Consider the following 24,127-nt stretch of genomic DNA (forward strand, 5'->3'; position numbering starts at 1 on the left):
GTTTTATATTGAGAATAATAAGCTTAAGATAAGCTTGGCTGCTAAAGTAGCGTGAAAGTATAGAATTAAAAAGCGAGTAATAGTGCATAAACCTGTAAGTAAAACTTAATAAAGAGACGATATGGCTCATTCGATCCCGTTAAAATCACTGCATAGTTTTGTGGCGGTAGCGCAAACTGGCAGCATGGTACTTGCCGCAGAGCAGCTACATATTAGCCACTCAGCGGTAAGCCAAGCAATTAAGTCCCTCGAGTCACAACTCAATGCACCACTATTTAACCGAGTGGGTCGCCGTGTTGAGTTAAACAACACAGGTAAACGCTATTATCAACGAGTGCATCCAGCTCTTAATGAGATTATCGCCGCCAGTGATGAAGCATCCCAAGCTCAAGCGGATAGCTACCTAACATTAAACATGGTTAATTCAATGGCGCTGCATTGGTGGATCCCGCGCGTAGCAAAGCTGCAAGCTGACGCGCCTGAGCTCGATGTGCGTTTATCAAATTTGGTTGGTGAGTTTAATTTAGCGCAACAAGGGGTCGATGTTGCTTTAATTCACGGCAATGCCAAGGACTGGACTAACTACGCGTGTGAAAAGCTCGGTGATGACGAACTAATTTTAGTGTGCAGCCCACAGCTACTCGATATCACACAACCGCTACAAACAATACTAAGTAAATACCCTGCGATTTTTGTCGAGAACCCACGCCGCCATACCGATTGGCAAGTCTGGTGCGACGCCCAAAAGTTAACCCTGCCACAACAGCATAAAAACTTAACCTTTAATATATCGGTGCAAGCAACACAAGCGGCTATGAGCCAACTAGGCATACTGGTAACCCATAAGCAATTTGTAAAGGATGATATTAAACATGGCATGCTAGTGCAAATAGGTGAGGCTATTTTGAATCCATATCAACAGTTTCACTTCGTGAGTGCAAAAGAAAAAACTGAAAACGCGAATATACTGCAGCTCAAGCAATGGCTAAAACTTCAGTTTAATGATGAGTAACCGCGGGTAGCTCAATAAAGCAACGTTACCCTTTGACTTTGAATGCACCAAACACAATGCACACCGCCCCGCCAACCATGGCCGCCCACGCTTCAAGCGGAGTTTCGCCATTTAACGTGCGAGTAATTTGCGAACTTGCTGAGTCATAGACGTCATAACCCCAAAAAGCTAATGCAACACCAATACAGATCAGCGCAATACCAATTATTTTATTCATTTTAATTCCTATTAAAGCTAACAGAGCTAATAACTAAAAATACGCTAAGGTATTGATTAAAGCAAATGGAGTCCAGAGGTTGCTATGCGTCAATTAGCAATAGTGGTTACCCAGATACAATTTATAATGATTTTCAATGAGGTATGCTGGTTCAAACAGGTGAGTCGATATTCTGCAATTAAAAAATTGGCTGTAACAAGAATGTATGGAAGAACGATAAAAAGTGGATTCGGACTAGATTAATAATCACAGGTTTAGGCGTACCTAAACCTGTAAAACTATAAGCAGAGCAAACAATTTTTATAATTAATTTGCTGCATTCACTAATGCATCAAGCTCTTCAAGTGAAGCCGCTATTTTTACACCTGGAACATTAGTACCAATTGTTGCTTCATATGAACCTTCTACATCACCTCTGAATGAAGTGAATGTAATTCGATAAACACCACGAACCAATGCATCTTGTGGATTAGTTAAACTAGACGTTTTACGCAGTAATGAATTGTATGATGAACCACCTGGATTTTTTGGTAACTCAGCACTATCATCATTTTCGCCAAGCGTCTGAATCGGACGTCCACCTTGCGCTATTTTTGTATTATCAATGATATTCATACGCTCTAACACTATATATGTATCAAAGAACTTATCGTCGATACCGTTTTTTTCAAAATTTTGATCTACAAAATCATCACCTGAAGGCGCACTAAAAGCAGGAGAAATCATTGAGATACCGATCTCATCAATTGCAGCTGGTACCCATGCATACAAGTAATATGCATCTTTATCTTTATATTTACCTTGCGATTTCATGTTGCTATCAACATAACCAAAGTAATTCACGTATTCAGCATAAGGTAAACGGGCTTCTAAACCGGCAACACCTTCTGAGATAGAACTTTTTAAGTGTGGACCTGTCGACATACAACCTGAAAGGCATGCAACAGCTATAAACGGTAGGATTTTTCCAGCAAACTTTAACTTCATCATTGACTCCATGTCACTATTTTAGATAAGAGCGCAGATTATAGGTAATTAAATAATTGTGTCAATAAAAGGTAATAAATAAAGTTACACTTTTTAATTATTTGCTAATTTTTAACTTTAGCCCCGTACGATTTTTAATGTATTGCGACATAGAAACAGCCGCGCTCATTTTATTGTCTTTATTGAATAAAGTAGCCAATCACCTGCCACTGCTCGGCTGATTTTTTTAGCGTCACCGTTTCAATAGCACGCGGTTTATTTGCAAAATCAGTTTGAAACTCTAAAATCACATACTCACCGTCAGGTAATTGCGGGATAGCGGCTAACACTTGACGACTCACACCTTCGCGAGATTGAACTGCACCAAGCGGTGTGCGAACTTGCTCTAGCTTAGATACCCAAAGCGCCTCTGGTACATTTTCTTGAAAAAGCGCACCGGCCTGTTGCCAGCTATTTGCGTATTTACCACTATCAACGCCTTCTAACCAGTGCGTGGCCGGAGCGATTTCTGTTGATACATCTACAACTTTTGGCGTCTGTGCCCAAGTGAGTGTGCTTATAAATAAACATAAAACAACTATTATATTTTTCATTTTCAACCCTGCTATTTTTGCCAACTATTAGGCTATAACTTTGCCATAAACCAGCGCATTATAAAAATCCCCCTGTTTATAAATTGCTTTTTGCAAGCATCCTTCTTGGACAAAGCCAACCTTTTCAAGCACTTTAGCTGAGCGTGCGTTACCTTCAAAAACAACTGCATGTAATCGTATTATGTCTTTACTCAATTGCACTTGCTCAATAAGTAAAGCAAGCGCTTTAAGAACAATTGCCTGCCCCCAATATTCTTGCGCCAACCAGTAACCAACTTCTGCCGATTTCCTGTATTCAAACTCACCAGCAATAGCACCAATACAGCCAACAAAGTGCCCGTTCTGTTCAATTGCAAAGGTATGCCCTGCTTTTGAACCAGTTTCAATCCACCAGCGTGCATCATCTATAGTGTAAGGATTTGGAATTTTTGGTGATAAAAACTGCACAACCTCTGAGTTATTAAGGTAATTGATGAGCAATGGTGCATCATCGTTTTGAAATGCCCTGAGCCGCAACATTTTATAATCCCAATTGGCTTTTATTACAATAACTGGCCTGTTCAAAATCAGCCACGTTCATGGCAATATTGCTCACTGCGGGGAACATTTCGCTTAACTTTGTGACCATTGCCTTGGAAAGCGCCGCTTTTTGCTGTGTGCTCCTACCTTGCATAATATGAGCAAAAACGTGAATGAAGTCAGTTTGTTTATTACCCACTAAATAGGTTTTAAACGGATTTACTCTGACTTTAATTTCGTGTTCAGCAAACAGACCTGATGCGTTTGCGGTGTGATGAATTTGCTCATTAATGGTATCTTCATCATGATGAGTCAAGATGCTCTGCGAGCAATCAATAATAAAATGCGGCATTAAATAACTCCTTTTAATCAGTTGGATAGACGTGATGCGCTTGATATAGCCTGTGCACTTGCGTGTGAAAATGAGGTTATTTTATAGCACAGTACCCTATTGATAAAAAGTCTATTGCTAGGTGGGTAGTCATAAAAGCCTTCTTTCACAAATAGAGGATGCGTTATAGCCTGAATTAACACAGCAGACTTCAGAAGGCATTATATTTAATGCAGCTGATAGCGTTTCATACTCTCCCTACGCTCTACTTTTATAGAGTCCGATCAAAATGTTATACGATTAGATAACAACGAAACACTGCCTTTATAAAATAATTAAAAAGTAACAGAATCTGCTATTATGCAATTTCGATTCAGAGAAGGCTTTTATATAGTATGGTTACAATTAAACAAGTGGCTGCCCACGCAGGGGTCTCCTTTAAAACTGTTTCTCGGGTAGTAAATCATGATTCGACCGTTAAAGACATTAACCGTGAAAAAGTATTAAAAGCCATAAAAGAACTAGGCTACCGCCCAAATCGAGCCGCGAGTTTAACTCGCAGAAAAAAATCGAATATTTATGCCATCATTGCCGATGAATTACTTAGTGTTCCTTACACATTTGATATTATTCGTGGCGCACAAGAGATTGCATGGCAAAAAAATAAAGAGTTACTTATACTCAATGTTAATGAAACTCAAATTAGCATAGATAGAGCAATACAGAGCCTTTTAGAATACCGTGTTGAAGGAGTTATATACTCTGCAATGTATCATCGCCAAGTGCAAGTTTCTGACGAGCTAAAAAAAATACCCACTATTTTAGCAAACTGCTTTCCCGCTCAAAATAACTTACCTTGTGTAGTACCTGATGAAGTTCAAGCGGGAGAAGAAATCACCACAGCGTTGATACGTAAGGGCTATCGCAAAATAGCTTTTTTAAACTTAAATGAAGATATAATCGCTGCTAAGGGCCGAAAACAAGGTGTTATAAATGCATTTAAACGCCAAGGCCTATCATTAGATGACTTATATATTGAATCGGTAATTATTAGTCAACCAGATGGTAGTGAACTATCCACTTCCAGAGCGTCCGCTGCAAGGATCATTGAGCAGTTCAAGCCCGATGCGATTATTTGTGGTCAAGATCCCATGGCGATGGAAATTTATTTTGTTGTCCATGATAAAGGAATGACGATTGGTAAAGATATTGGCATAGCTAGCTTTGATGATTGGGGCAGTATTCCTGAATTATTACAGCCAAATTTAACCACAATGGCACTTCCACATCATGAAATGGGCCGCTGGGCTATGGAGTATTTAATAGAGCAGCGCACTGATATTGTGCATCATCACTTACCATTTAAGCTGATCCAACGCGATTCCTTTTAACACTATCTGTTTTTAATACAAAAAATGATATCACTATAAAAACACAAACAATCAGCCCTAAATATTGGTATACCAAAGCAAAGCCCAAATGGTCATAAACAATCCCTACAGCAACCCCAAAAATTGCTGCCATCGCTTGGACCGTAAATTGAAAACCAATGATATAAACCATTGCCGAGTACTTTGCTTCAAAATGCATATTAATGTATTTAAATAATGCGATAAGCATTAATGGTAACTCTATGGCATGGAGCAATTTTAAAATGCTTATACTAAGTGAATCATCGACAATACCTGAGCAATAAATTCGCGTAGCCATTAATACCCCACTGACAAGCAGTGAGTTTTTTACCCCCAATTTATTGACCCACTTTACGGCCAAGTACATAGCAACGGCTTCAAAAATAACTTGTATAGACGTTAAATAACCAAAATACGCGCGCCCTTGTTCTGGTGTTGCAAAAAAAGTAGTGTAGTAAATTGCAAATTGCTGATCAAAAACCCCATAAATACAACTTACACCGACGACAAACACACTTAAACGCCACAGACCTGTAATTTTAAAAAATTCCTGAAGTTGCCGTATTGGTGAAAATCGACGTACGGGTAACATTTCCCTATCAGTGGTTGTCACTTTAACAAAAAGTAACAGCCCGATTAAACAAATTGCTGCAACACTGGAAAGCCAATAATTTAAACTCGGTGCCAAGTTAAACGATAAACCGGTAAAATAACTTGCCGTCGCCCAGCCAAGTGATCCCCACATTCTAGCCTTGCCAAATTCAAAATGAGTGGCTCGGCTTTGCTTATCAATATAACTTTCAAGTGCACCCACCCCCGCTAAAAATGCACATGAAAAAACCACCCCACCTACTATTACGGCCAAATAAAAATTGCTGTGTAGCAATGGTTCATAAACATAGTTAACAAACGGTCCGATCATTAACATAAAAAATGCAATAAAATACAGGAGTGCTTTTTTTAAACCAAGTTTATCTTGAAAGATGCCATAGAAAGGCATGATGAATAAAGCCATGAGGGAGTTAACGCTAAAAACAATGCCTACTTCTTCACCATTCAGACCAACCTTTTGGCTAAGCCAGACTGGAAACAATGAAAACGAAAAAGACCATGCCATAAAATAGACAAAGAAAATAGCGCTTAATAGCCGATAATTGCTACTCATATATCGCACAGCCTTAGACGGAAAAATAACGACTCTATCTGTCATAGAGCCGTTTTAAACGGTTATTTTTCTACAGCAATATTGTTTAACTGAACATCGCTAAGCGATAGCTGCTGCTCAGCACTTACCTTTATTTTATGGTAAGGGGAGGTTGGGAAAACAATCGATGTCATTGTGCTAACACCTTGATTAACAAACACTTCAATTGATGCTTTATCAACCCATACTTCAACATCATACTGTTTGAGCTCTGTTTGTAATGGAGCTGTTTGAATGCCAGCAAAACCCGGTTCAAACTCACTCAACCCAGCTTGAGTTCGGTCAAGAGTTAATTGCCCTGCAATTGGGTCTAGTGTTAACTTGGTCTGCTCACCTGAGTCGGCACTAAGTAAGATGTCCACAGCTTGCTCGCCATGGGGAAAGCTAAAGCTAAATTTAAATTGCCCAGCCGCGACATTAAAAAGCTCATCAAGTTGATAACTGCTTTTACCACTTAACTTTATCTTACTTTGCGACTCAGTCAATAATGTCTGTAGCTCTTTTACCGGTTCAGAAGCTAAACGGATCCCCGCAGCTGTTTTCACTAACTTTAGCTCTCTTGGGATTGTCATCGCGCTGCGCCAAGTCTCTGTAGGTACTACGTTAGCGTACTGCCAATTACTCATCCAGCCCATAAATAAATGACGATCATCTTGCGTGTCTGAAAATGTTACACCAGCATAGTTATCTGTACCATAATCTAACCAGATTGATGATTCAACCTTTGCTTTTGCCGCTTCATCTGAGAACATAATATCCGCAACTTTAACGTGCCCCCAGTCGCCTTGCTCAGTATCAATTATTTTAATCTGCCCTTGCTGAGCTTTAAAATGGCTTACATCCCACGCTTTCTCAGTCATATTGCCTGAATTATTGCCCTTTGCAGTTTTGACCACTTCACCATTAATTAATAACTGCATCACGGTGCTGTTTTCATGTTTGCCACCCGCTATTTTGAAATTAATATAATCATGTTCAATAGAGAACGGCTGCGATAAAACAGATCCTGTCGCCTTATCTGACTGATTAAAAGAGCTTAATGTCACAACAGATTGTTGATCTTCTTCAACATGAAATGCGTTACCAGTCACCTGCCATTTACTTAAACCATTTTTAAAATCTAATAAGTTAACTCCCTTTGGAAATACAGCTGGAGTAGAGGCGAGTTGTTGCTGATATTCTTCATCAAGCACAAAGTGTTTTCCATCAAAGTCACCAATAAAATACTGGGTACCTGAACCACCATTTGGCGCACCTGGGTTAATACTGACTAATAATACATACTTATATTGATCGGTGCCTTGCACGCGCACACGAATTAAATCAGGGCACTCCCATACACCAGCATGACTGCCCCACTCAACTCCAAAATTGCTTTCAAATTGCCATTCTTTTAGATTTTTAGAGGTATAAAAGCCAATATGATCATCTTGAGCAAGTACCATAACCCACTGCTGGGTAGATTCATGCCAGTTCACTTTCGGATCACGAAAATCACGAATGCCAGGGTTTTTTAATACGGGATTATTTTCGTATTTCTTCCACGTTCTGCCTTTATCTGTACTGTATGCTACGCCTTGAGTTTGAAAGTCAATTGCCCCCTGTGCGGCCTTTTTATCATCGTGATAAGTATAAATAGCAACAAGTGGCGGATTTTCTTTACTGCCAAAGCCACTACTATTTTGCCAATCAACCACTGCACTGCCGGAGAATATCGTACCGTGCTCATCGGGGTAAAGTTTGATACCTTGATGCTCCCAATGAACCATGTCCTTACTAATTGCATGTCCCCAATGCATCGGGCCCCAAACCGAGGAGTCTGGGTTATGTTGATAGAAAAGATGGTACTCGCCTTGGTAATACACCATCCCATTTGGATCATTCATCCAGTTTTCTGGTGGTGTAAAATGAAAAGTTGGACGAAACATTTCTTTACTTGATTGTTCCACTACCACTGGGGCGCTCGTTTCAGTTTGATTTGTCATGCCACACGCTGCCAAAAATGATGAAATTAAAATTAAGTTAACTGTTCGCATCTAATACTCCATGCTTCTTTTTTGTATTAAGAGAAATGTCTTCTAAAGAACGCCCTTTTGTTTCAGGCATAAACCAAGCTACAAAGGCTAATTGCCCTAACATCATTAAAGTGAAAAAACTGAATACTTCTGATGCGCTAAATCGCTCTAAGAAAAACGGCATTAATAAGGTAATCGCAGCGGCAAAGAACCAGTGCGTACCCGAACCCAGTGACTGACCTTTTGAGCGCACTTTGTTAGGAAATATCTCAGCGATGAATACCCAGATCACTGTTCCTTGACCAATTGCATGGGCGGCAATAAACACAAACACAAATGCCACAATAGTTAAACCACCTGAGCCGCTGCTAAACGCCCACGCGACGACCGCCAGCGAAATCACATAACCAATTGAGCCGATATACATCAACGAACGACGGCCAAATTTATCGATTAAAGATAAACCTAGCATGGTAAAGCATAAGTTAACCATGCCGATCCCAGCCCCTGATAATAAGGATTGGTTAACGTCTAAACCGGCAAGTTCAAATACCCGCGGCGCATAATAAATAATAAAGTTAATACCTGATAATTGATTAAAAGCTGCAAATAAAAATGCAAACCAAGCAGCCTTGCTATAGGCACCACCAAATAACCTTGATTCACTGTGCTGTTGTTTGGCAGTAATAATTTCAGTCAACACGTTATCCGGGTTAACTTCTCCTAACTCGACTAATATTGAGCGTGCTTTGCTTTGTTCATTTCTATTTTGCACCAACCAACGTGGGCTTTCTGGTGCTTTGATGATCATTAATAAATAAATTAAAGCCGGTATCGCTTCTACACCAAGCATTAAACGCCAATCAATTGCCGAAGTACCGGCGATTAAAAAGTTAGAAACAAACGCAACTAAAATGCCAAATACAATCTGAAACTGATAAAGCGCAACCAAACGGCCACGATATTTAGCGGGTGCTATTTCTGAAATATAAGCAGGTACTACAATTGATGAAATACCCACACCAACGCCGCCAATAAACCGCAGTAATGCAAACGTATATGGGTCGGGAGCAAGTGCAGAACCAAGTGCAGAAATAAAAAACAGTACACCAACTAAGATTAAGGTTGGCTTTCTCCCCCACTTATCACAAGGATAGTTACCAGCTAAAGCTCCAAATAATGTCCCCCACAGTGCCGACGACATAATAAATAAACCATGGAATAACGAGCTTGTATTCCAAAGTGCTTGAATTGGTTTGTCTGCGCCTGATATAACCGCAGTATCAAAGCCAAATAAAAAGCCTGCCACAGCCACTGTGATTGACCAATAAATAATTTTTTTCATAACAACTCTTTTGACTTAATGTCAGAAAAGGTGGGCACGGGCCCACCGCCCACTATTGATTAATACTTTGAGTTTTGCGTGTAGGATCCGCTACTCAAAATCATTTGTTGATTAGGTATTGGTAAATATTCATGCTTCCCTTTGGTAAAAATAGCATCAACTAAGTAAGGCTTGCGCACGGCTTCAATCGACAAGTAACTATCAATGGTCTCTTTTGCTATTCCCCAACGAACTAAGTCAAAAAAGCGATGTCCTTCAAGTCCTAATTCAAGACGACGCTCAAAACGCAGTGCTGCTCTGGCTTGCTGTTTAGTGTCAAAACTTGTGTATAAACCAATGTTATAAATACTGGCGTTCTGCAATTTAGCGGTACTTTGTTTAGCGCGCTCACGAATGCGGTTAATTATGACTAATGCTTCGTCATATCTATCTAGCTCAATTAAAGCCTCTGCTTTCCAAAGCAATACGTCGGAATAACGGATCAACGGTGTATTTAATGAAAAGATAGGAAATGGCCCATTTTCACCGCGACAACTACAATCTGGATGCTCTAAATCTTTCATCGCTGTAAAGTTGCCATAAATACCCGGCGCACGAGCCCAACTATCGCCACCGTGGATCAGCTTTTCGTCATATTTAAACGGTTTGCCTTCCATTGCGACGGTATGATCCAAACGAGGGTCAACAGCATCGATGGTCATGTCGTAATTCAGATCATTAAAGGTGTCAAATTGCGGCAAGCCTTGTTGATCTGTTTTAAAAGCATTGACGAAGTTTTCAGTGGGTACATGAAAACCGCAGCAACCAAAGCCCCCCGCCATAGGCGCGTTTAGTGCACTTGGCCAGCTGCCACGACCATCTGGGGAACCATCATTCAATGAACGTTGAATAGCAAAAACAGATTCTTTCCCATTTTCACTTTCAAACAAAAAATTATCAGCATAGTCATCAAATAAACCATACACACCCGCTTGCTCAATCTCATCGACCAAAGTAACCACTCGCGTTAATTTATCTTTATTGATGTTGACTACTTGATGTTGTTCGTCTTGTTCATACGCCTGATATAACAACGTCTTAGCTAAATAAGCTTTTGCTGACAACGCTGACGCACGACCAACATCTGCTTGTCTATCGGGTAAGTTATTTGCTGCAAATTCAAAATCATCAGCAATTTTGTCCCAAAGAGCTTGATCTGTCAGATCACGGTTGGTTGTTGTTAAAATTTGCTCCTGACTCATGGTTTCATCAATCCAGGGGATATACTTGTGATGAATTTTTAAGTCAAAGTAAAAAATACTGCGAATAAATCGCAACTCAGCTTGTTTAGCAGCACGGTCTTCAATCTCTGGCGAGGCATTTTCTATCACCGCTAAAGCTGCGTTAGCCCGCGAAATACCAGTATAATTTCGAGTCCATTTTTTGTTATTTAAGTCAATCAAATCAGGCGGGAAAGACTCCATATCGGGCACTAAAGGCTGATATAAAGACAAAGCATGATAAGCAAATATGTCACCGGGTCCATTGCCTCCTTTATGGGCATCACCTGCGCGTAAGTTCCCTGTTGGCCAAAGAAAGTTAGGGGCAGTGTAATGGTCGTTTCCTAAATATGAGTAAGTTGCAATGATTAAGGCATCTACATTTTCACTGTTAGAGACTTGCTCTTGCGTTAATACACCTGAAGGTGCAACATCAAGATCAGAACCGCCGCACGATGCTAAAGATAGAGTGAGCGTTGTCACTGCAAATAGGGTTTTAATTTTATTCATAATTTGTGCTCGTATCGTTGTCATTTTAAATCAAAAAGAAAGGTTCACGCCTAACGTGATACGTCTTGGAATTGGGAAAGTGCCATCTGGTGTTTCTGGATCTTGGCTTAATGTTCCAGAAGGTGTAATGGTTAGTAAGTTACTGCCCTGCAAATAAATGCGCGCTGAGCTTATACCAAATTGACTCAACCATTGTTCATCAGGGCTATACCCGATAGATAAGTTACGCAACTTAAGGTAAGTGCCATCTTCCCAAAATAAGCTTGATTGACGACCTTCACCATTATTATCAATTGTTGTTAAGGCTGGTACATTCGTGTCAGTGTTATTGATTGACCACGCATCAAGAACCCGATCCCCATAGTTTGAACCTATATTGAGTGAGGTAAAATCAGTGAATCCACGCCAACCGTTGCGAATTTGACCGCCTTCGACACCTTGCCAGAACATGGTAAAATCCCAATTTTTATACTTGAAGTTCATGTTCAAACCATACATAAAGTCTGGATCGGTATCTGCGAAAAAGGTTTGATCATTTTCATCAATGACGCCATTGCCATCTAAATCTTGCCAACGAACTCGGCCTAAACCAGCTCCCGATTGAGTAGCATGGGCATCAATTTCACCTTGGTTTTGAAATAACCCATCAGCAACATAGCCATAAACTGAGTTGATTGAATGACCAACAATCGTTTTATCTGCTCCATTACCGCCAAACGAGTTCACAACATCTTCAGGAAGTGAAACAACCTTATTTTTAGCAGAAGAAACGTTAAAACTAATATCAACATCAATATCACCATCTAAACTGTCAAACGAAAGGTAGTCAGCATAACCAATGATGAATTCAACCCCTGAATTTTCAATTGTGCCGCCATTCACCCACTGTTGTGCGCCCTCGCCTAAAGTAGCAATAGGGTTAGTAAGCGTTAAGATATCTTCTGTGGTTTTTTCAAACCAATCGATACTGCCGTAAATGGTGTCGTAACGCATCCCAAAATCAATACCGATATTTGTTTGCGTCGAAGTTTCCCATTTCAGGTTGTCATTACCGGTTTGAGCTTTCACAAAACCAGAAGGCAGTGTGCCGCCATTAGCACCACCGATGTCATACGCAGTGCCTTCATCTTGTGAGTCAGTAAATAGTGATTGAGTCGCATAACGGCTCAAATAAGTTGTGTAGGTTGCATCAGTTGGAATTTCTTGATTACCCGTTTTACCCCAACTAGCACGTAATTTTAAGGTGGTTAAGAACTCGATATCATAAAATGACTCGTTACTGATCACCCAACCCGCTGATGCAGCAGGGAAGTTACCGTAACTGTTATTGCTACCAAAACGTGATGAACCGTCACGGCGAATGGTAAACCCAGCTAAATAGCGGTTATCATAGTTATAGTCCATTCGAGCAAAGTAAGAGTTGAGAGACCACTTATCGCCATCCCCCTCAACACGTACATCACCTGTCGCTTGCGATAGATGTGCATAATCGCGATCATCCGAAGCAAAGCCAGAACCAAAGCCAATCGAACCTTCATACTCGTAATCAATTTGCTCGGTGCCTGCTAAAAATGTAAAACGGTGATTGTCACCTACATCTAAGTTATATTGCGCAGTGTTAGTCCAGCTAAAGCTGCTATTCCAGTTTTCAGTAACCGAGAGTTGATCACCATAATTTAGGGAGCCAGCTTGAAATGCCCGTGTGTAGTTTCTAAAGTAATACTGGCCATAATCAAGAGCAACGGTGCTTTTTAGAGTAAGGTCTTCAATTACTTCATATTCGACAAAAATATTACCCATCAGCTTATTGAAGCGACTGACATTATCGCGGTTCATTGCAATTATTCTGACTGGGTTATCACGGTCAGTTACACCCGGCACAGGGCCACCCCAACCGCCTTCATCATTATGTACAGGGACAATAGATTGTTGCTCTATTGCTAGTCCCAAAATTTCTCCAGCTCTTGCATTAACTAAATTCGCCTCTTGATTGGTAATAGTGAAGTTCTCACCAATTTTGAGCTTATCCGTTAATTGATAGTCAGAATTAACCCTAAAACTAATCCGTTCAAAGGCTGAACCATCTACCACACCTTCAGAATCGTAATACCCCAAAGAGCTGTAAATAGATGCCCTATCCGAGCCACCTGATAGAGAAAAATTCAGATCAGTTACTTTAGCTGAGCGAGTTACTTCATCAAACCAATTAGTATCAGCAGGACGCTGTACTTGTTGGGGATCAGTATAAGTAGGTAAGATCACTGAGTTTAATTGAGGGTTACTATAGTCACCATTCCAATCATAACTATATAGCGGGCTTGCTGCATTTGGATCAGAGCCATCATTAACCGCAGCTTGCCATACAACTTGTCCGCGCTGTTTGGTATTTAATGGATTTAAATCATAGCTGTAGTCATCTTGAGATTGGTTTATAGAAAAATTAAAATCCAGCCCCTCATTGCCTTTTTTAGTTGTGATAACAATCACACCATTGCCTGAACGCGCACCAAAAATACTTGCCGCTGCGGCGTCTCGCAAGACCTGAATATCTGCAATATCATGACTATTAAGTTCATGCATGCCTGATTTAGTCGGAATGCCATCAATCACATATAACGGATCATTATTACCTAAAGGTCCTAACCCTTGACCACGAATACGCACCGTTGCTGCAGAATCAGGTGAACCATTGGTTGTTATTTGTAAGCCAGGTACTCTTCCTTGTAGATTCTGCATTATATTGCCAGAAGGCATATCAACAACATCCTCTAACGCAACAGTGCTAATTGCACCTGTTAAGTCATCTTTTTTAACACTGCCGTAGCCATAAGAAACTTCGATGACCTCAATACCATCATCAGACGAGTTTTGTATTTGCTGTTGCTGAGCTGCTATAGCGCTATATGGCAAAAGCAAACCGACTAATACTGCACTTACACTTGCAGCTAGTGGGGTTTTGCGAAATCTTAGCATTGTGTGTGTCCTCATTTGGTTTAATTTATTAATGTTTATTGTTATTCTCCGCACATTAACAACGTTGTCTTTATGTTGGTGATGACTTGTTTTAACGCTGTTGAAACTGCGCTAGAACACAAATAGCCATTAACATAAAAATAAACAACGTTGTCTTTTTAACATTAAAAAAACATAACTTCAACATGAATAACAAACTTTATTCTATTAAGTGTACTTTTATTTTTATATTTGTTGATAACTTAGGGCGTGTTGACCTTTCATGATTAATTTTGCAGCAGCATGTTTGGTATTTAGATAAGGCAGAGCCTATGTAGTGTGGTTGTTCCCCATAAATAGGCGATAACGCAGTATAAATTCCAAACATGCGCTGCCCAAAGGGTTCTTCCTAGGGGCGATTAACTCTTTGTTGCTCGATTTTTACTTAGCCCACTAGGTTACAAACCTCGCGCCGCGATTAAATCGCCCCTAGATTGAACAAATTTCAATCCACAAAGGTCAACACGCCCTAGCATGGTTCCATAAACTCATTAATCTGCTGATCAGTTAAAGCTGGCGTTGCTCCCGGCCTTTGAGCAACCATAGCACCAACAGCACATGCAAAGTCTATAGCTTGCTGTGGCGAGTTATTAATACAAAGTTGATAAACAAGCGCCCCTAAAAATGAATCACCAGCCCCAACGGTATCAACTACCTCAATGAGATAACCAGAGTTATAGTAATTCTTACCCTTAATTGACAATAAAGCACCATGGCTCCCTTTCGTCACACATAAATAATCGGTGTTTGTTTGCTTAGCTATAAATGCTAGGTTTTGTTCTAAAGAGTGATATTTACTCCCCATTGACTTAGCTATTTCATAAAGCTCATCATCATTTAGCTTGATAAAATCGGCTCTGTTCATTAATTCAATTAAATGTTCAAGCTGGTAATGGGGGGCGCGTAAATTAACATCAAAAACCTTAAACTTTGCATGGTCCAACAGCTGCCTCAAGGTCATCAATGAAGCCGCTGTGCGCGCAATTAAACTGCCAAAAACAAAAACGTCAGTATCCTTAACTTTTTCAATAATCTCCGCTGTTAAGCTGATATTATCCCAGGCTGTATCGGTGACAATTTGATAATTAGCAGAGCCACTACTATCAAGTTTCACCTCCACAACACTTGTCGGTTTAGATTCATGAACGCAAATAAGCTCAGTGCTCAGGCCTTTTTTGTTAATTTCATCTAGTAGTGCATCTCCTAACTCATCATTTCCTACAGCACTTATCATATGCGCTTGTAGACCGAGAGAATTAAAGCGAAAGCACATATTTAATGGTGCACCACCCAACCGTTTACCTGAATCAAAACAATCCCAAAGTACCTCACCAAAACACGTTAAATTGATCTCCTCAGCCTTTTTGCTGCTAATTACTATACTCATGGAATCGTTTCCTTATATTATTTAATTATTTGGAAAATTAAGTATTTCAACTTAAATCAGCAACACCATCTTCTCGTCTTAGCTTAGTTAAATGACTACGGATCGTAAAATACACCTAACGACATAACTGAAAATATTTATGTAAAATACATGTTGCAAAAAATAAAGATAACACTTACCTTACAAAAAGACAACGTTGTTTATTTTTTTGGTAATTATTGCTTTTTACACTAATTACCAAGCATTTTTATTTACCGACTTGGCTATTTTATGTAGCAAAAGTATTTAAATCACACACAAACGCAGCAATAAAATACTGGGAGGAACGAACATGACAACTAAGCAAGGCTTAGCATTTTGCTGGCAAAAAACGGCTAAACCTTAGTAGATCGCTACAGCGATAGGTTAGGTTTACACATAAATTATTTGGTATAGTCGAGCAACCGATGCCTTTCAGCCTTAAAAAGTTTTAGAAAGAAGTATTAACGAGAATAACTGCTATGCAGATACTCGCTTTTTATTCGCCAAGTTAACAACCTGAACCTGCTATTACATCTTACTTTTCACTTTACTAGTAGCCACACTGGTTGCTGGGTTATCAGGCCAGAAGTGTTTTGGATAGCGACCTTTCATTTCTTTTTGTACATCACGATAGCTGGTTTGCCAAAAATGAGTGAGATCTTGCGTAAGCTGCAAAGGCCGCCTTGCCGGTGAAAGTAACTCCATTAATAAAGCAAGCTTGCCTTGTGCTAATAAAGGCGTGCTGGTCATGCCATACACTTCTTGCATGCGCACACTGAGTTTTGCAGGGCCATCGAGCTGATACTCAATTTTAATATTTGAGCCGCTTGGCACCGTCAAACGCAGGGGCAGTAATTGGTTTAATGCGCTTTGTTGTTGCCAATTAAAACAGCTTTGCAAGGCAGTAAAATAGTTAAACCTTTTTAGTTGCTCTAGGTTTTTTAGGTCTGCGAGGTAAAGTGCTAACCATTGGTTATTGGCCACAAGGGCGGCTTCAGTTATTGCTGGAAACTGCTCAGGAAAAAGCTTACTAGCTATACACATTCTAATAAGTAACTGCTCACTGTCGGCTTGCTCATTAAATAGCTTAAAAGCATGCTTTTTAAATAAACTTAACCATGCTTTAGCGCGCTCGCTTTTATCAAGGGGTTGTTTACTTGGTTGACTCGTTACTGTGATTGCACCCAGTTTAATTTCATCTTGATGGATAAAACGCCCTGCTCTTTCGTCAAATTCGCAGCGCGTTTGCTCGGTAAATAAATGGCTTAGCTGCTCGGTAATATCGTTAGGAGTAAAAGCCACCGCCGCAAACATGCGGCCACCTTTGTGACCGCCCATGTTAGCAATCGCTAAATAGTCATCGTTATGCCAATGCTCTTCGCTTAGTTCAGCACCTGCCCCATTGGCAAGTAAGTAACCATTACCACGCTTTTTAGCCAGCCTGTCTGGGTAAGCCAGCGCCACCAGCAAAGGTAAATAACCCGTATTTAGCTCGTTAACTTCGCTTAACTTTAAACGTGTTAACCAAAAGCGTAATTGCTGTTTAAACAGGGCATGGGGCTTTATGAGTTGACTATGTAGCGCTAAATGAAGATCTGCTGCATGCTTAACGCGACTTTCAAGTAATGCCACCAAATAGGCACTTAAGATATAAATCCCCGGTAATGTGGCATCGAGCTGCTGTGCTTTTATAAGCATATGCGACAGCCGAATATCAGCGCCAAAGCTCAGCAGTTCAGTGCCTAGCTGAGTGAGTTTACCATGTTGATCAAGCGCCTCGAGCATCTGTAGCACGCTTGTCGCTTGTGCTATTTGTTGCGGGCTGGGCGTATCTAACAAACTCAGTTGCTCAATCTCGGCTCCCCATAACTTGGCCTCAAGTAGCAGTTGGCTAATATCCGTTGCTAGTATTTCTGGGGTGTCGTGGCTATTACGCCGTTCAAAGGTTTGCTTTGAACCAAGCCGATACACCACCCCAGGCTCAATTCGCCCAGCACGACCCGCACGCTGCACCGCCGAGGAGCGAGAAATACTTTGCGTCGTCAGCTCTGTAACACCGGTTTTTAAGTTAAAACTTGCTGCACGGCGCTTACCACTATCAACAACAATACGAATACCTTCAATGGTTAAACTGGTTTCAGCGACATTGGTGGTTAATACCACTTTACGTTTGCCTTGCTCGGCGGGGGCAATCGCTGCTTGTTGCTTTGCTTTATCTTGCTCACCAAATAAACTCACCAGTTGGCAATCGCTGGGTAAATCATTCAACGCGTGTTGTACTCGCAGTATTTCACTTTGCCCGGGTAAAAATACCAAAGCACTGCCTGTTTGCTCGTTAAGCGCTTGTTTTATAATGGTAGGAATTTCATTAAGCCAACGGGTTTCATCTTTGAGTGGAACATACACTTCATCAATTGGATAACTGCGACCAAGAGATTCTATTATTGGGCAGTGAAAAAACTGCTGATAACGTTCACTGTCTAAGGTTGCCGACATAAGTAATATTTTTAAGTCATCTCGAAACGCAGCTTGAGATTCAAGCGCAAAAGCAAGCGCGGTGTCGGCAGCAATTGAGCGCTCATGAAACTCATCGAATATCAGTAAATCAATATCGCTCAGTTCGGGGTCGTTTTGCAGCATTCGCGTTAATATGCCTTCAGTGACAATTTCAAGCCGTGTTTGTTTGCTGACTTGATTCTCACCGCGAATGCGTAAGCCAATGCTTTGACCTACCTTTTCATTTTGTTGGCTCGCTAAATAATTAGCAATATTACGCGCAGCAAGGCGCCGTGGTTCAAGCATCACAATGCGTTTAAAGTGCCCGTCGCGCATTAACTGTAATGGTAACCATGTTGACTTACCCGCCCCCGGCGGCGCTTGTAATAAGGTAATTGGATCACTTTGTAATGTAGTAACGAGTTGTTGATATATGTCTTGGACCGGCAGCACAGCTATTTACCCTAAATTGCATTGCCGATATTGTAACAAGAAACTGTAGTAAATCAGATTCATAAAATTGGTGATTATTGAGTGTTTGCAATAATTACAGATCGTTGCGTAGATTTTTTAGCTTATAACCGATTAAAAACTTACCTCTAAAAAGCCAACATTTAACCAATTGATTATTAATAACAAAATTAGAGTTTAATTTTGGTACAAGCCTTGCTCCTTTATAACTGAAGTAAATTCACAAACCGACATTATAAGGAGCGAATTATGAACAGTGATCGTATCGAAGGTAATTGGAAGGAACTTAAAGGTAAAGCGCAACGTAAATGGGGCGATCTAACCGGCGATGAGCTAGATAAAATTGAAGGAAGCCGTAAAGAGCTTGTTGGTAAAATTCAACAAAAATACGGTAAATCGAAAGAAGACGCTGAGCGCGAAGTAAATGACTTTGAAAAAGGTCATTAATTGCTAAGTGTTTTCGCAACTTCTTAAATTAATAAAACCGCCAGTTTTGGCGGTTTTTTATTACCTTAAAACCCGTATTGATAGATCAGACTGAAGCTTATTAATTTTAAAGCCCACACCGCACCATTGCCACCGGTAGCAAAAATGGATAGAATCAATTTAATATTCACTAAATTGGCAGCATCATTATGAAAATTGCATTAATGAACGAATTCAGTCAAGCGGCAAAAAACCCTATTGTCCTTGAGCAGCTTCAAACGGTGGCTGACGCACAGGGCCATCAAGTCTTTAACGTTGGTATGGATGGCGATAATGATCACCGTTTAACCTATATCCACCTTGGCATTATGGCAAGCCTATTGCTCAACGCGAAAGCGGTGGATTTTGTGGTAACAGGTTGTGGCACAGGCCAAGGTGCGTTGATGGCAAGTAACGCATTTCCTGGCGTGACATGTGGCTATTGTATCGACCCTTCTGACGCTTACCTGTTTGCGCAAATAAACAATGGCAATGCGCTGGCTTTACCATACGCCAAAGGCTTTGGCTGGGGCGCAGAACTTAATATTAAATACATATTCGAAAAAGCATTTACTGGCGAAAAAGGCCAAGGCTACCCAGCTGAGCGTAAAGAATCTCAAGTGACAAATGCAGGAATTTTAAATCAACTAAAAGCGGATGTAGCTAAAGATTACCTAAGTGCACTGGAAGCGGTTGACCCTGAGCTTATTCAACAAGCTATTGGTAGTGCTCGTTTTCAAGAGTGCTTCTTCGCGCATTGCCAAGACGACGCCATTGCGGCGTTTGTTAAAGCCAGAATTTAAACAAATCACGCCTTAGTACTGAACATTATCAATACCTAAAAGCCAATGAAATATAAATTTTTCATTGGCTTTTTCGTGTGAAATAGTTAAAGAAAAATTCTAAAAAGTGAATTACCCACACAAATATTAATAATCACCTCTCCTTTTCAAGGTCGTAATAATTACACACATTTACGTAACAATTAAGCACACAATGTAATAGCAACCGGCAGCGGCAAACGTAAACTATTGATTTAAATTAAAATAAATATTTATCATGGTATAGAGTTTGCTTTTTAATAACTGACACGACAAGAAAATCACTTATCTATACAAGGAGTAAATTATGAATAGCGATCGTATTGAAGGTAATTGGAAAGAACTTAAAGGTAAAGCTCAGCGTAAATGGGGCGACCTTACCAACGATGATTTAGATAAAATTGAAGGTAGCCGTAAAGAGCTGGTTGGTAAAATCCAACAGGCATACGGTAAATCTAAAGAAGAAGCTGAGCGCGAAGTTAGTGACTTTGAGAAAGGCCATTAATTAAAAGCGTGTTAACAGCTTTACTTGCTAATAAAAAACCGCCAATTGGCGGTTTTTTTGTTGGTAAATAATAGAATCACTAGATTTAACATATTCGGTAATTCTTTGAATTAACCAGCCTGTTTATTATTTGAAATCGACGTCAAAAGTTCAGATATCAGCTGCCTATCTATCTGAGCATTTTTTTCACTCAGTTTATGAATAAACTCTAAAGGTGTAAGCCCATGTGATTTTTCTTTAATAGTAATACTTGCGCCTTTATCCATTAAAAGTTGCACTAAACCAAAGTCATTAAGCAAAATAGCCGAGTGTAGAGGTGATAAACCATCTATGTGACTTAACGTATTTACTTTGATTCCTTTAGAAATAAAGTATTCGATATAAGCATCGCGCTTATCTATATCTTTAATTTCAAATAAAAATGCTAGACCAGCGCCTGATTCAAGTGATTCAATATCACTCTTATCTGCTCTATAATTAAGTAAGTAATATTCACAAGCGTCACTTGGGATGTAATGAGTATTCTCATCAGTGCTGCAAATAATAACATCTTCAATATCACTATTAATGAGCGAATATAAAGCAACTGCAGAATATCCAACAGATAATAAAAGTAACAAATAAATAGTAAGCTTTTTCACCTCTACCCCCAAATTACTTTACTATCAGCATCACTGTATGCAAGCATACCGAAGTGGTTTTCATTCAGCTTTGCAATACCATTAATATGCATAAGTAAGACACGTCCAAAGTTTAACGCTAACTGCTCACGTACTCGGTCATATATCTTTATCGACATTAAATTTTGTGTAGTCGCATGTTTAAACCAATGCTTCAAAGCTTTTTTTCCAAACTTTGCTAGCACTTTTTTAACTCCATCTCTTGGATTAGTCACTGATCTAAACAATGAATCAATAAAGCCGAAAGCATAAGACGAGTCAACCGCCTCAACCAATAATGATTGAGCGAACTCCCTTACAGCATCGTTGACGTTCAGCATATAAATGTTGCTATGTTGATTTTTAAAAATAAACTTCAATATGATGATGGTTTCTTGATCATCGAAAATAAGCTCATTAGTCTTGAATTTTTTTAGATGCACAGATTTTTTTATAACATAGTCCTTTATATTTGGTTATCCATTAATTTAAAGAATAAATATTCTTGTACCTATATCCTACAAGGAGAAAGATTGTTTTGTAAAACATAATTGGAAAATAAGATTAATACTAGTGCTTAAGTATGTGATTAGCTGGTAGCAATACATATTTCCAATTTACACTTTAAGAAAGGCCATTAATATATAGCGCTTTACCTGCTAACAACAAATCGCCTGATAGCGATTGTTTTAACCTGCTTATTTAGCGAGGGCTAGTTTTACTGCGGCCTCGGCGTGTATTTGAGTGGTATCATAAAGCGGAACATGCGTGTGTTGTGGCTTTACCAACAAAGCAATTTCTGTACAGCATAAAATAATGGCCTGCGCGCCTTGTGCAAATAAGCGCTCTATAATGCGTACATAATCGGCTCGCGAATCTTCATCAATAATACCTTGGCATAACTGCGAATAAATAACATCGTGCACTCGCTTTCGCTCATCAAGCTCAGGTATCAATACTTCAATGTTATGTTTGTTGGTTAAACGCCCTTTGTAAAAGTTTTGCTCCATCGTAAATTGCGTGCCCAGCAACCCTACTCGCGTAATGTTATCGCGTTTTAGTTGCTCAGCGGTGGCATCGGCAATGTGCAAAATAGGAATGGTAATATTACTAGCAATCTCGTCGGCCACTTTGTGCATAGTGTTGGTACAAATAAGTAAAAAATCGGCACCACCAGCCTCTACTGATTTAGCAGCCTCGGTGAGTATACTTGCTGTTTGTTGCCAATCACCTTGATGCTGCAACGTTTCAATTTCCGCAAAATCGACACTCACCATACAAATTTTGGCCGAATGCAGTCCACCCAATGAGTTTTTAACGCCTTCGTTTAAGGCTTTGTAATAGCTGGTTGTTGACTCCCAACTCATGCCACCAAGCATGCCGATTGTTTTCATAGCTAGTTCCCACTCTCGATTGCAGTTTGCGTTTCACAGCAAGTTAAAAATAACAGCTCTTCACTAGAAACTTAATTAGCCTTATTAACTGTACTGATCACAGAGTCAGATAACAGCAGCTTATCGTCTTTGTATACTTCAAGCCAACCTGGTGGTGAGGTATCACAGCCAATTACCGTGACTTGTAATACGTAGCTGTAACGGCCGTTTTTAAATGTGTAACTATGATTACCGCCACTGCCGTCAAACTTTATACCGCCATTCACTAAGATAATATCTGGTTTATCGCTGGGGTTTTTATCAATTCCCCAAGAAGCATAACGATAGTTATTATCCCCTAAGTCATCAATGCGAATACGGTATTTAGCCGTTTGCCAATCTAAAATAGGCTCTACAAAAGTATTAATACTTGAATGAAGCGCTTGCTTATCAGCTGCTATTAAATTTTTAGCCAACAACTGCTCTTTGGCTGTTTGGTAATTTATACCGATAATTTTACCGTCGGTATCAACCCAAACAATACCGCTATTTAGCACAATGCCGCGCCAGCTCACTTTATCCCAATCAGTATCGATATTTGAACTGGTAATCTGTGCGATGAGTTGCCGGTCAAACACGTAATCGAAACGCTCAACTAACTCAGCCTCATTATTAATAGCAGGCACTGGATATGCACGGGAAAGCGGATAACGAATATGTGAGGAAATAGCTGCTTTATCGTTATCTTTAAACGCGGCAATAATAGCAGCTATGTGCTGGTGATATTGTTGCTCCAGCGCAAAACTATGCGCGCTGAATAATAAAGCTAGGCTCACGCTTATACATCGTAAAAACGTCATTGATATTCCTTTATTTAAGATCATTAAGTAAATTATTCACAAAAAAATTAAGAGAAGAAAGGTTCTAGGCAAAAAACGACTCCATATTTTGTGGGCTCACGGAACTGCGTCCAAGGTTGCTCTTACACCTAAGGCGACATAGCCAATAGCAGTGCTCCTCCAATGTCGAACGCCTTGTTCATTTACGCAACGGTCATAGTGGGTTTTGGTGAAAAAATGAGCGTAGCGAATGCACAAAAAAGATCGGAAAGCGCTGCATCAAATGGAGCAATTTGTTTTGTGTTGGTTTCATTTTGTTACTGATTTTTTCTTTTTATCTATCAAAACATCCTGTTGCCATTTACTAGGCTTTTTGTCAGTGCGATGTATGCACCCTACCCAGCAGCAAGGTCGCTTTTTTCCTTCTAGAAGTTCTTCAGTAGCTCGCACTATCCGTTTTACTCTCGTTTTCTCTTGTTTGGCATCTTCAATCCAACAAATAAATTCATTACGGCCAATTGCCGATAAGGCTTCCCAAGTATTAATTAGCTGTTCTTCAGTTAATGCTACGGCCAAATCAACGGGTAATTCATGCACTAGGCCTCCGGAAAGTTTTGGCTTCATATCTCATCACCTAATTTCTGGTTTCGCGGGCTAACGATCGAAACACATAG

22 protein-coding genes are annotated in these 24,127 nt (G+C 40.0%); 5 read left to right on the forward strand and 17 right to left on the reverse strand.

Translation table 11 applies throughout. The features are described 5' to 3' along the window. Positions 1–121: 121 nt before the first annotated feature. Positions 122–1,012: a LysR substrate-binding domain-containing protein gene (locus ACMVDV_RS09095; protein ID WP_416157895.1), complete on the forward strand. Its 891-nt coding sequence runs from the start codon at positions 122–124 to the stop codon at positions 1,010–1,012. A gap of 25 nt (positions 1,013–1,037) precedes the next feature. Here the strand turns inward: ACMVDV_RS09095 and ACMVDV_RS09100 are convergent, their stop codons facing one another. From ACMVDV_RS09100 to ACMVDV_RS09120, 5 genes are all read right to left on the reverse strand, one after another. Then, positions 1,038–1,229 carry a DUF3185 family protein gene (locus tag ACMVDV_RS09100; RefSeq protein ID WP_064665684.1) on the reverse strand — a complete coding sequence of 64 codons (192 nt, stop codon included), beginning with the start codon at positions 1,227–1,229 and terminating at the stop codon, positions 1,038–1,040. A gap of 306 nt (positions 1,230–1,535) precedes the next feature. Continuing rightward, complete coding sequence (locus tag ACMVDV_RS09105) at positions 1,536–2,219, reverse strand: LipL32 family surface lipoprotein (RefSeq protein ID WP_416157896.1); 684 nt, start codon at positions 2,217–2,219, stop codon at positions 1,536–1,538. Positions 2,220–2,395: 176 nt separating this feature from the next. Next, the gene (locus ACMVDV_RS09110; RefSeq protein ID WP_416157897.1) at positions 2,396–2,809 is read right to left on the reverse strand and encodes a DUF4019 domain-containing protein; all 414 of its coding nucleotides are present in this window, start codon (positions 2,807–2,809) and stop codon (positions 2,396–2,398) included. A 27-nt stretch (positions 2,810–2,836) separates the two neighbouring features. After that, the gene (locus tag ACMVDV_RS09115; RefSeq protein ID WP_416157898.1) at positions 2,837–3,328 is read right to left on the reverse strand and encodes a GNAT family N-acetyltransferase; all 492 of its coding nucleotides are present in this window, start codon (positions 3,326–3,328) and stop codon (positions 2,837–2,839) included. Position 3,329: 1 nt separating this feature from the next. Beyond that, complete coding sequence (locus tag ACMVDV_RS09120) at positions 3,330–3,680, reverse strand: 5-carboxymethyl-2-hydroxymuconate Delta-isomerase (protein ID WP_416157899.1); 351 nt, start codon at positions 3,678–3,680, stop codon at positions 3,330–3,332. A gap of 374 nt (positions 3,681–4,054) precedes the next feature. Here ACMVDV_RS09120 and ACMVDV_RS09125 point away from each other — a divergent pair, with 374 nt between their 5' ends. Further along, positions 4,055–5,050, forward strand: coding sequence for a LacI family DNA-binding transcriptional regulator (locus tag ACMVDV_RS09125; RefSeq protein WP_416157900.1), 996 nt, complete (start codon positions 4,055–4,057; stop codon positions 5,048–5,050). On the opposite strand, the gene ACMVDV_RS09130 is transcribed toward ACMVDV_RS09125, so the two are convergent. From ACMVDV_RS09130 to hrpB, 7 genes are all read right to left on the reverse strand, one after another. Beyond that, positions 5,022–6,236: an oligosaccharide MFS transporter gene (locus ACMVDV_RS09130; RefSeq protein ID WP_416157901.1), complete on the reverse strand. Its 1,215-nt coding sequence runs from the start codon at positions 6,234–6,236 to the stop codon at positions 5,022–5,024. The two genes, ACMVDV_RS09125 and ACMVDV_RS09130, sit on opposite strands and share 29 nt — an antisense overlap. Before the next feature lie 62 nt (positions 6,237–6,298). Beyond that, positions 6,299–8,311 (reverse strand): glycoside hydrolase family 32 protein, encoded by a 2,013-nt coding sequence (locus ACMVDV_RS09135; RefSeq protein WP_416157902.1) that lies wholly within the window; start codon positions 8,309–8,311, stop codon positions 6,299–6,301. Further along, positions 8,298–9,635, reverse strand: coding sequence for a sugar porter family MFS transporter (locus ACMVDV_RS09140; protein WP_304179715.1), 1,338 nt, complete (start codon positions 9,633–9,635; stop codon positions 8,298–8,300). Before ACMVDV_RS09140 ends, ACMVDV_RS09135 begins: the two co-directional genes overlap by 14 nt. 59 nt (positions 9,636–9,694) lie before the next feature. Then, positions 9,695–11,404, reverse strand: coding sequence for a RagB/SusD family nutrient uptake outer membrane protein (locus ACMVDV_RS09145; RefSeq protein WP_304179718.1), 1,710 nt, complete (start codon positions 11,402–11,404; stop codon positions 9,695–9,697). Between the two features lie 30 nt (positions 11,405–11,434). Then, positions 11,435–14,377, reverse strand: a complete 2,943-nt coding sequence (locus ACMVDV_RS09150) for a SusC/RagA family TonB-linked outer membrane protein (RefSeq protein WP_416157903.1) — start codon at positions 14,375–14,377, stop codon at positions 11,435–11,437. Positions 14,378–14,885: 508 nt separating this feature from the next. Then, positions 14,886–15,803 carry a carbohydrate kinase family protein gene (locus ACMVDV_RS09155; protein WP_416157904.1) on the reverse strand — a complete coding sequence of 306 codons (918 nt, stop codon included), beginning with the start codon at positions 15,801–15,803 and terminating at the stop codon, positions 14,886–14,888. A 549-nt stretch (positions 15,804–16,352) separates the two neighbouring features. After that, positions 16,353–18,773, reverse strand: a complete 2,421-nt coding sequence (gene hrpB / locus ACMVDV_RS09160; RefSeq protein WP_416157905.1) for an ATP-dependent helicase HrpB — start codon at positions 18,771–18,773, stop codon at positions 16,353–16,355. A gap of 267 nt (positions 18,774–19,040) precedes the next feature. Here hrpB and ACMVDV_RS09165 point away from each other — a divergent pair, with 267 nt between their 5' ends. The 3 genes from ACMVDV_RS09165 to ACMVDV_RS09175 all read left to right on the forward strand — a co-directional run bounded on the left by ACMVDV_RS09165 (position 19,041) and on the right by ACMVDV_RS09175 (position 20,582). After that, the gene (locus ACMVDV_RS09165) at positions 19,041–19,238 is read left to right on the forward strand and encodes a CsbD family protein (RefSeq protein WP_416157906.1); all 198 of its coding nucleotides are present in this window, start codon (positions 19,041–19,043) and stop codon (positions 19,236–19,238) included. A gap of 188 nt (positions 19,239–19,426) precedes the next feature. Further along, entirely contained in the window at positions 19,427–20,059 is a 633-nt protein-coding gene (locus ACMVDV_RS09170; protein ID WP_416157907.1) for an RpiB/LacA/LacB family sugar-phosphate isomerase, read from the forward strand. A gap of 325 nt (positions 20,060–20,384) precedes the next feature. Continuing rightward, positions 20,385–20,582: a CsbD family protein gene (locus ACMVDV_RS09175; protein WP_192542507.1), complete on the forward strand. Its 198-nt coding sequence runs from the start codon at positions 20,385–20,387 to the stop codon at positions 20,580–20,582. Between the two features lie 110 nt (positions 20,583–20,692). Here the strand turns inward: ACMVDV_RS09175 and ACMVDV_RS09180 are convergent, their stop codons facing one another. From ACMVDV_RS09180 to ACMVDV_RS09200, 5 genes are all read right to left on the reverse strand, one after another. Beyond that, positions 20,693–21,223, reverse strand: coding sequence for an ankyrin repeat domain-containing protein (locus tag ACMVDV_RS09180; protein ID WP_090494131.1), 531 nt, complete (start codon positions 21,221–21,223; stop codon positions 20,693–20,695). 2 nt (positions 21,224–21,225) lie between these two features. Next, positions 21,226–21,684: a hypothetical protein gene (locus tag ACMVDV_RS09185; protein ID WP_416157908.1), complete on the reverse strand. Its 459-nt coding sequence runs from the start codon at positions 21,682–21,684 to the stop codon at positions 21,226–21,228. Positions 21,685–21,939: 255 nt separating this feature from the next. Next, positions 21,940–22,635, reverse strand: a complete 696-nt coding sequence (locus ACMVDV_RS09190; protein ID WP_416157909.1) for an aspartate/glutamate racemase family protein — start codon at positions 22,633–22,635, stop codon at positions 21,940–21,942. A gap of 71 nt (positions 22,636–22,706) precedes the next feature. Further along, complete coding sequence (locus tag ACMVDV_RS09195; protein ID WP_416157910.1) at positions 22,707–23,474, reverse strand: hypothetical protein; 768 nt, start codon at positions 23,472–23,474, stop codon at positions 22,707–22,709. 288 nt (positions 23,475–23,762) lie between these two features. After that, positions 23,763–24,077, reverse strand: a complete 315-nt coding sequence (locus ACMVDV_RS09200) for a YdeI/OmpD-associated family protein (RefSeq protein WP_416157911.1) — start codon at positions 24,075–24,077, stop codon at positions 23,763–23,765. Positions 24,078–24,127 lie beyond the last annotated feature (50 nt).

It is taken from the genome of Pseudoalteromonas sp. ASV78, assembly GCF_047806705.1.
Lineage (GTDB): Bacteria > Pseudomonadota > Gammaproteobacteria > Enterobacterales > Alteromonadaceae > Pseudoalteromonas > Pseudoalteromonas prydzensis_A.

Bases quoted from the DNA above. Each gene is read 5' to 3' on its own strand.
- ACMVDV_RS09095 (WP_416157895.1), top strand. From the start codon at position 122: ATGGCTCATTCGATCCCGTTAAAATCACTGCATAGTTTTGTGGCGGTA.
- ACMVDV_RS09100 (WP_064665684.1), bottom strand. From the start codon at position 1,229: ATGAATAAAATAATTGGTATTGCGCTGATCTGTATTGGTGTTGCATTA.
- ACMVDV_RS09105 (WP_416157896.1), bottom strand. From the start codon at position 2,219: ATGATGAAGTTAAAGTTTGCTGGAAAAATCCTACCGTTTATAGCTGTT.
- ACMVDV_RS09110 (WP_416157897.1), bottom strand. From the start codon at position 2,809: ATGAAAAATATAATAGTTGTTTTATGTTTATTTATAAGCACACTCACT.
- ACMVDV_RS09115 (WP_416157898.1), bottom strand. From the start codon at position 3,328: ATGTTGCGGCTCAGGGCATTTCAAAACGATGATGCACCATTGCTCATC.
- ACMVDV_RS09120 (WP_416157899.1), bottom strand. From the start codon at position 3,680: ATGCCGCATTTTATTATTGATTGCTCGCAGAGCATCTTGACTCATCAT.
- ACMVDV_RS09125 (WP_416157900.1), top strand. From the start codon at position 4,055: ATGGTTACAATTAAACAAGTGGCTGCCCACGCAGGGGTCTCCTTTAAA.
- ACMVDV_RS09130 (WP_416157901.1), bottom strand. From the start codon at position 6,236: ATGAGTAGCAATTATCGGCTATTAAGCGCTATTTTCTTTGTCTATTTT.
- ACMVDV_RS09135 (WP_416157902.1), bottom strand. From the start codon at position 8,311: ATGCGAACAGTTAACTTAATTTTAATTTCATCATTTTTGGCAGCGTGT.
- ACMVDV_RS09140 (WP_304179715.1), bottom strand. From the start codon at position 9,635: ATGAAAAAAATTATTTATTGGTCAATCACAGTGGCTGTGGCAGGCTTT.
- ACMVDV_RS09145 (WP_304179718.1), bottom strand. From the start codon at position 11,404: ATGAATAAAATTAAAACCCTATTTGCAGTGACAACGCTCACTCTATCT.
- ACMVDV_RS09150 (WP_416157903.1), bottom strand. From the start codon at position 14,377: ATGCTAAGATTTCGCAAAACCCCACTAGCTGCAAGTGTAAGTGCAGTA.
- ACMVDV_RS09155 (WP_416157904.1), bottom strand. From the start codon at position 15,803: ATGAGTATAGTAATTAGCAGCAAAAAGGCTGAGGAGATCAATTTAACG.
- ACMVDV_RS09165 (WP_416157906.1), top strand. From the start codon at position 19,041: ATGAACAGTGATCGTATCGAAGGTAATTGGAAGGAACTTAAAGGTAAA.
- ACMVDV_RS09170 (WP_416157907.1), top strand. From the start codon at position 19,427: ATGAAAATTGCATTAATGAACGAATTCAGTCAAGCGGCAAAAAACCCT.
- ACMVDV_RS09175 (WP_192542507.1), top strand. From the start codon at position 20,385: ATGAATAGCGATCGTATTGAAGGTAATTGGAAAGAACTTAAAGGTAAA.
- ACMVDV_RS09190 (WP_416157909.1), bottom strand. From the start codon at position 22,635: ATGAAAACAATCGGCATGCTTGGTGGCATGAGTTGGGAGTCAACAACC.
- ACMVDV_RS09195 (WP_416157910.1), bottom strand. From the start codon at position 23,474: ATGACGTTTTTACGATGTATAAGCGTGAGCCTAGCTTTATTATTCAGC.
- ACMVDV_RS09200 (WP_416157911.1), bottom strand. From the start codon at position 24,077: ATGAAGCCAAAACTTTCCGGAGGCCTAGTGCATGAATTACCCGTTGAT.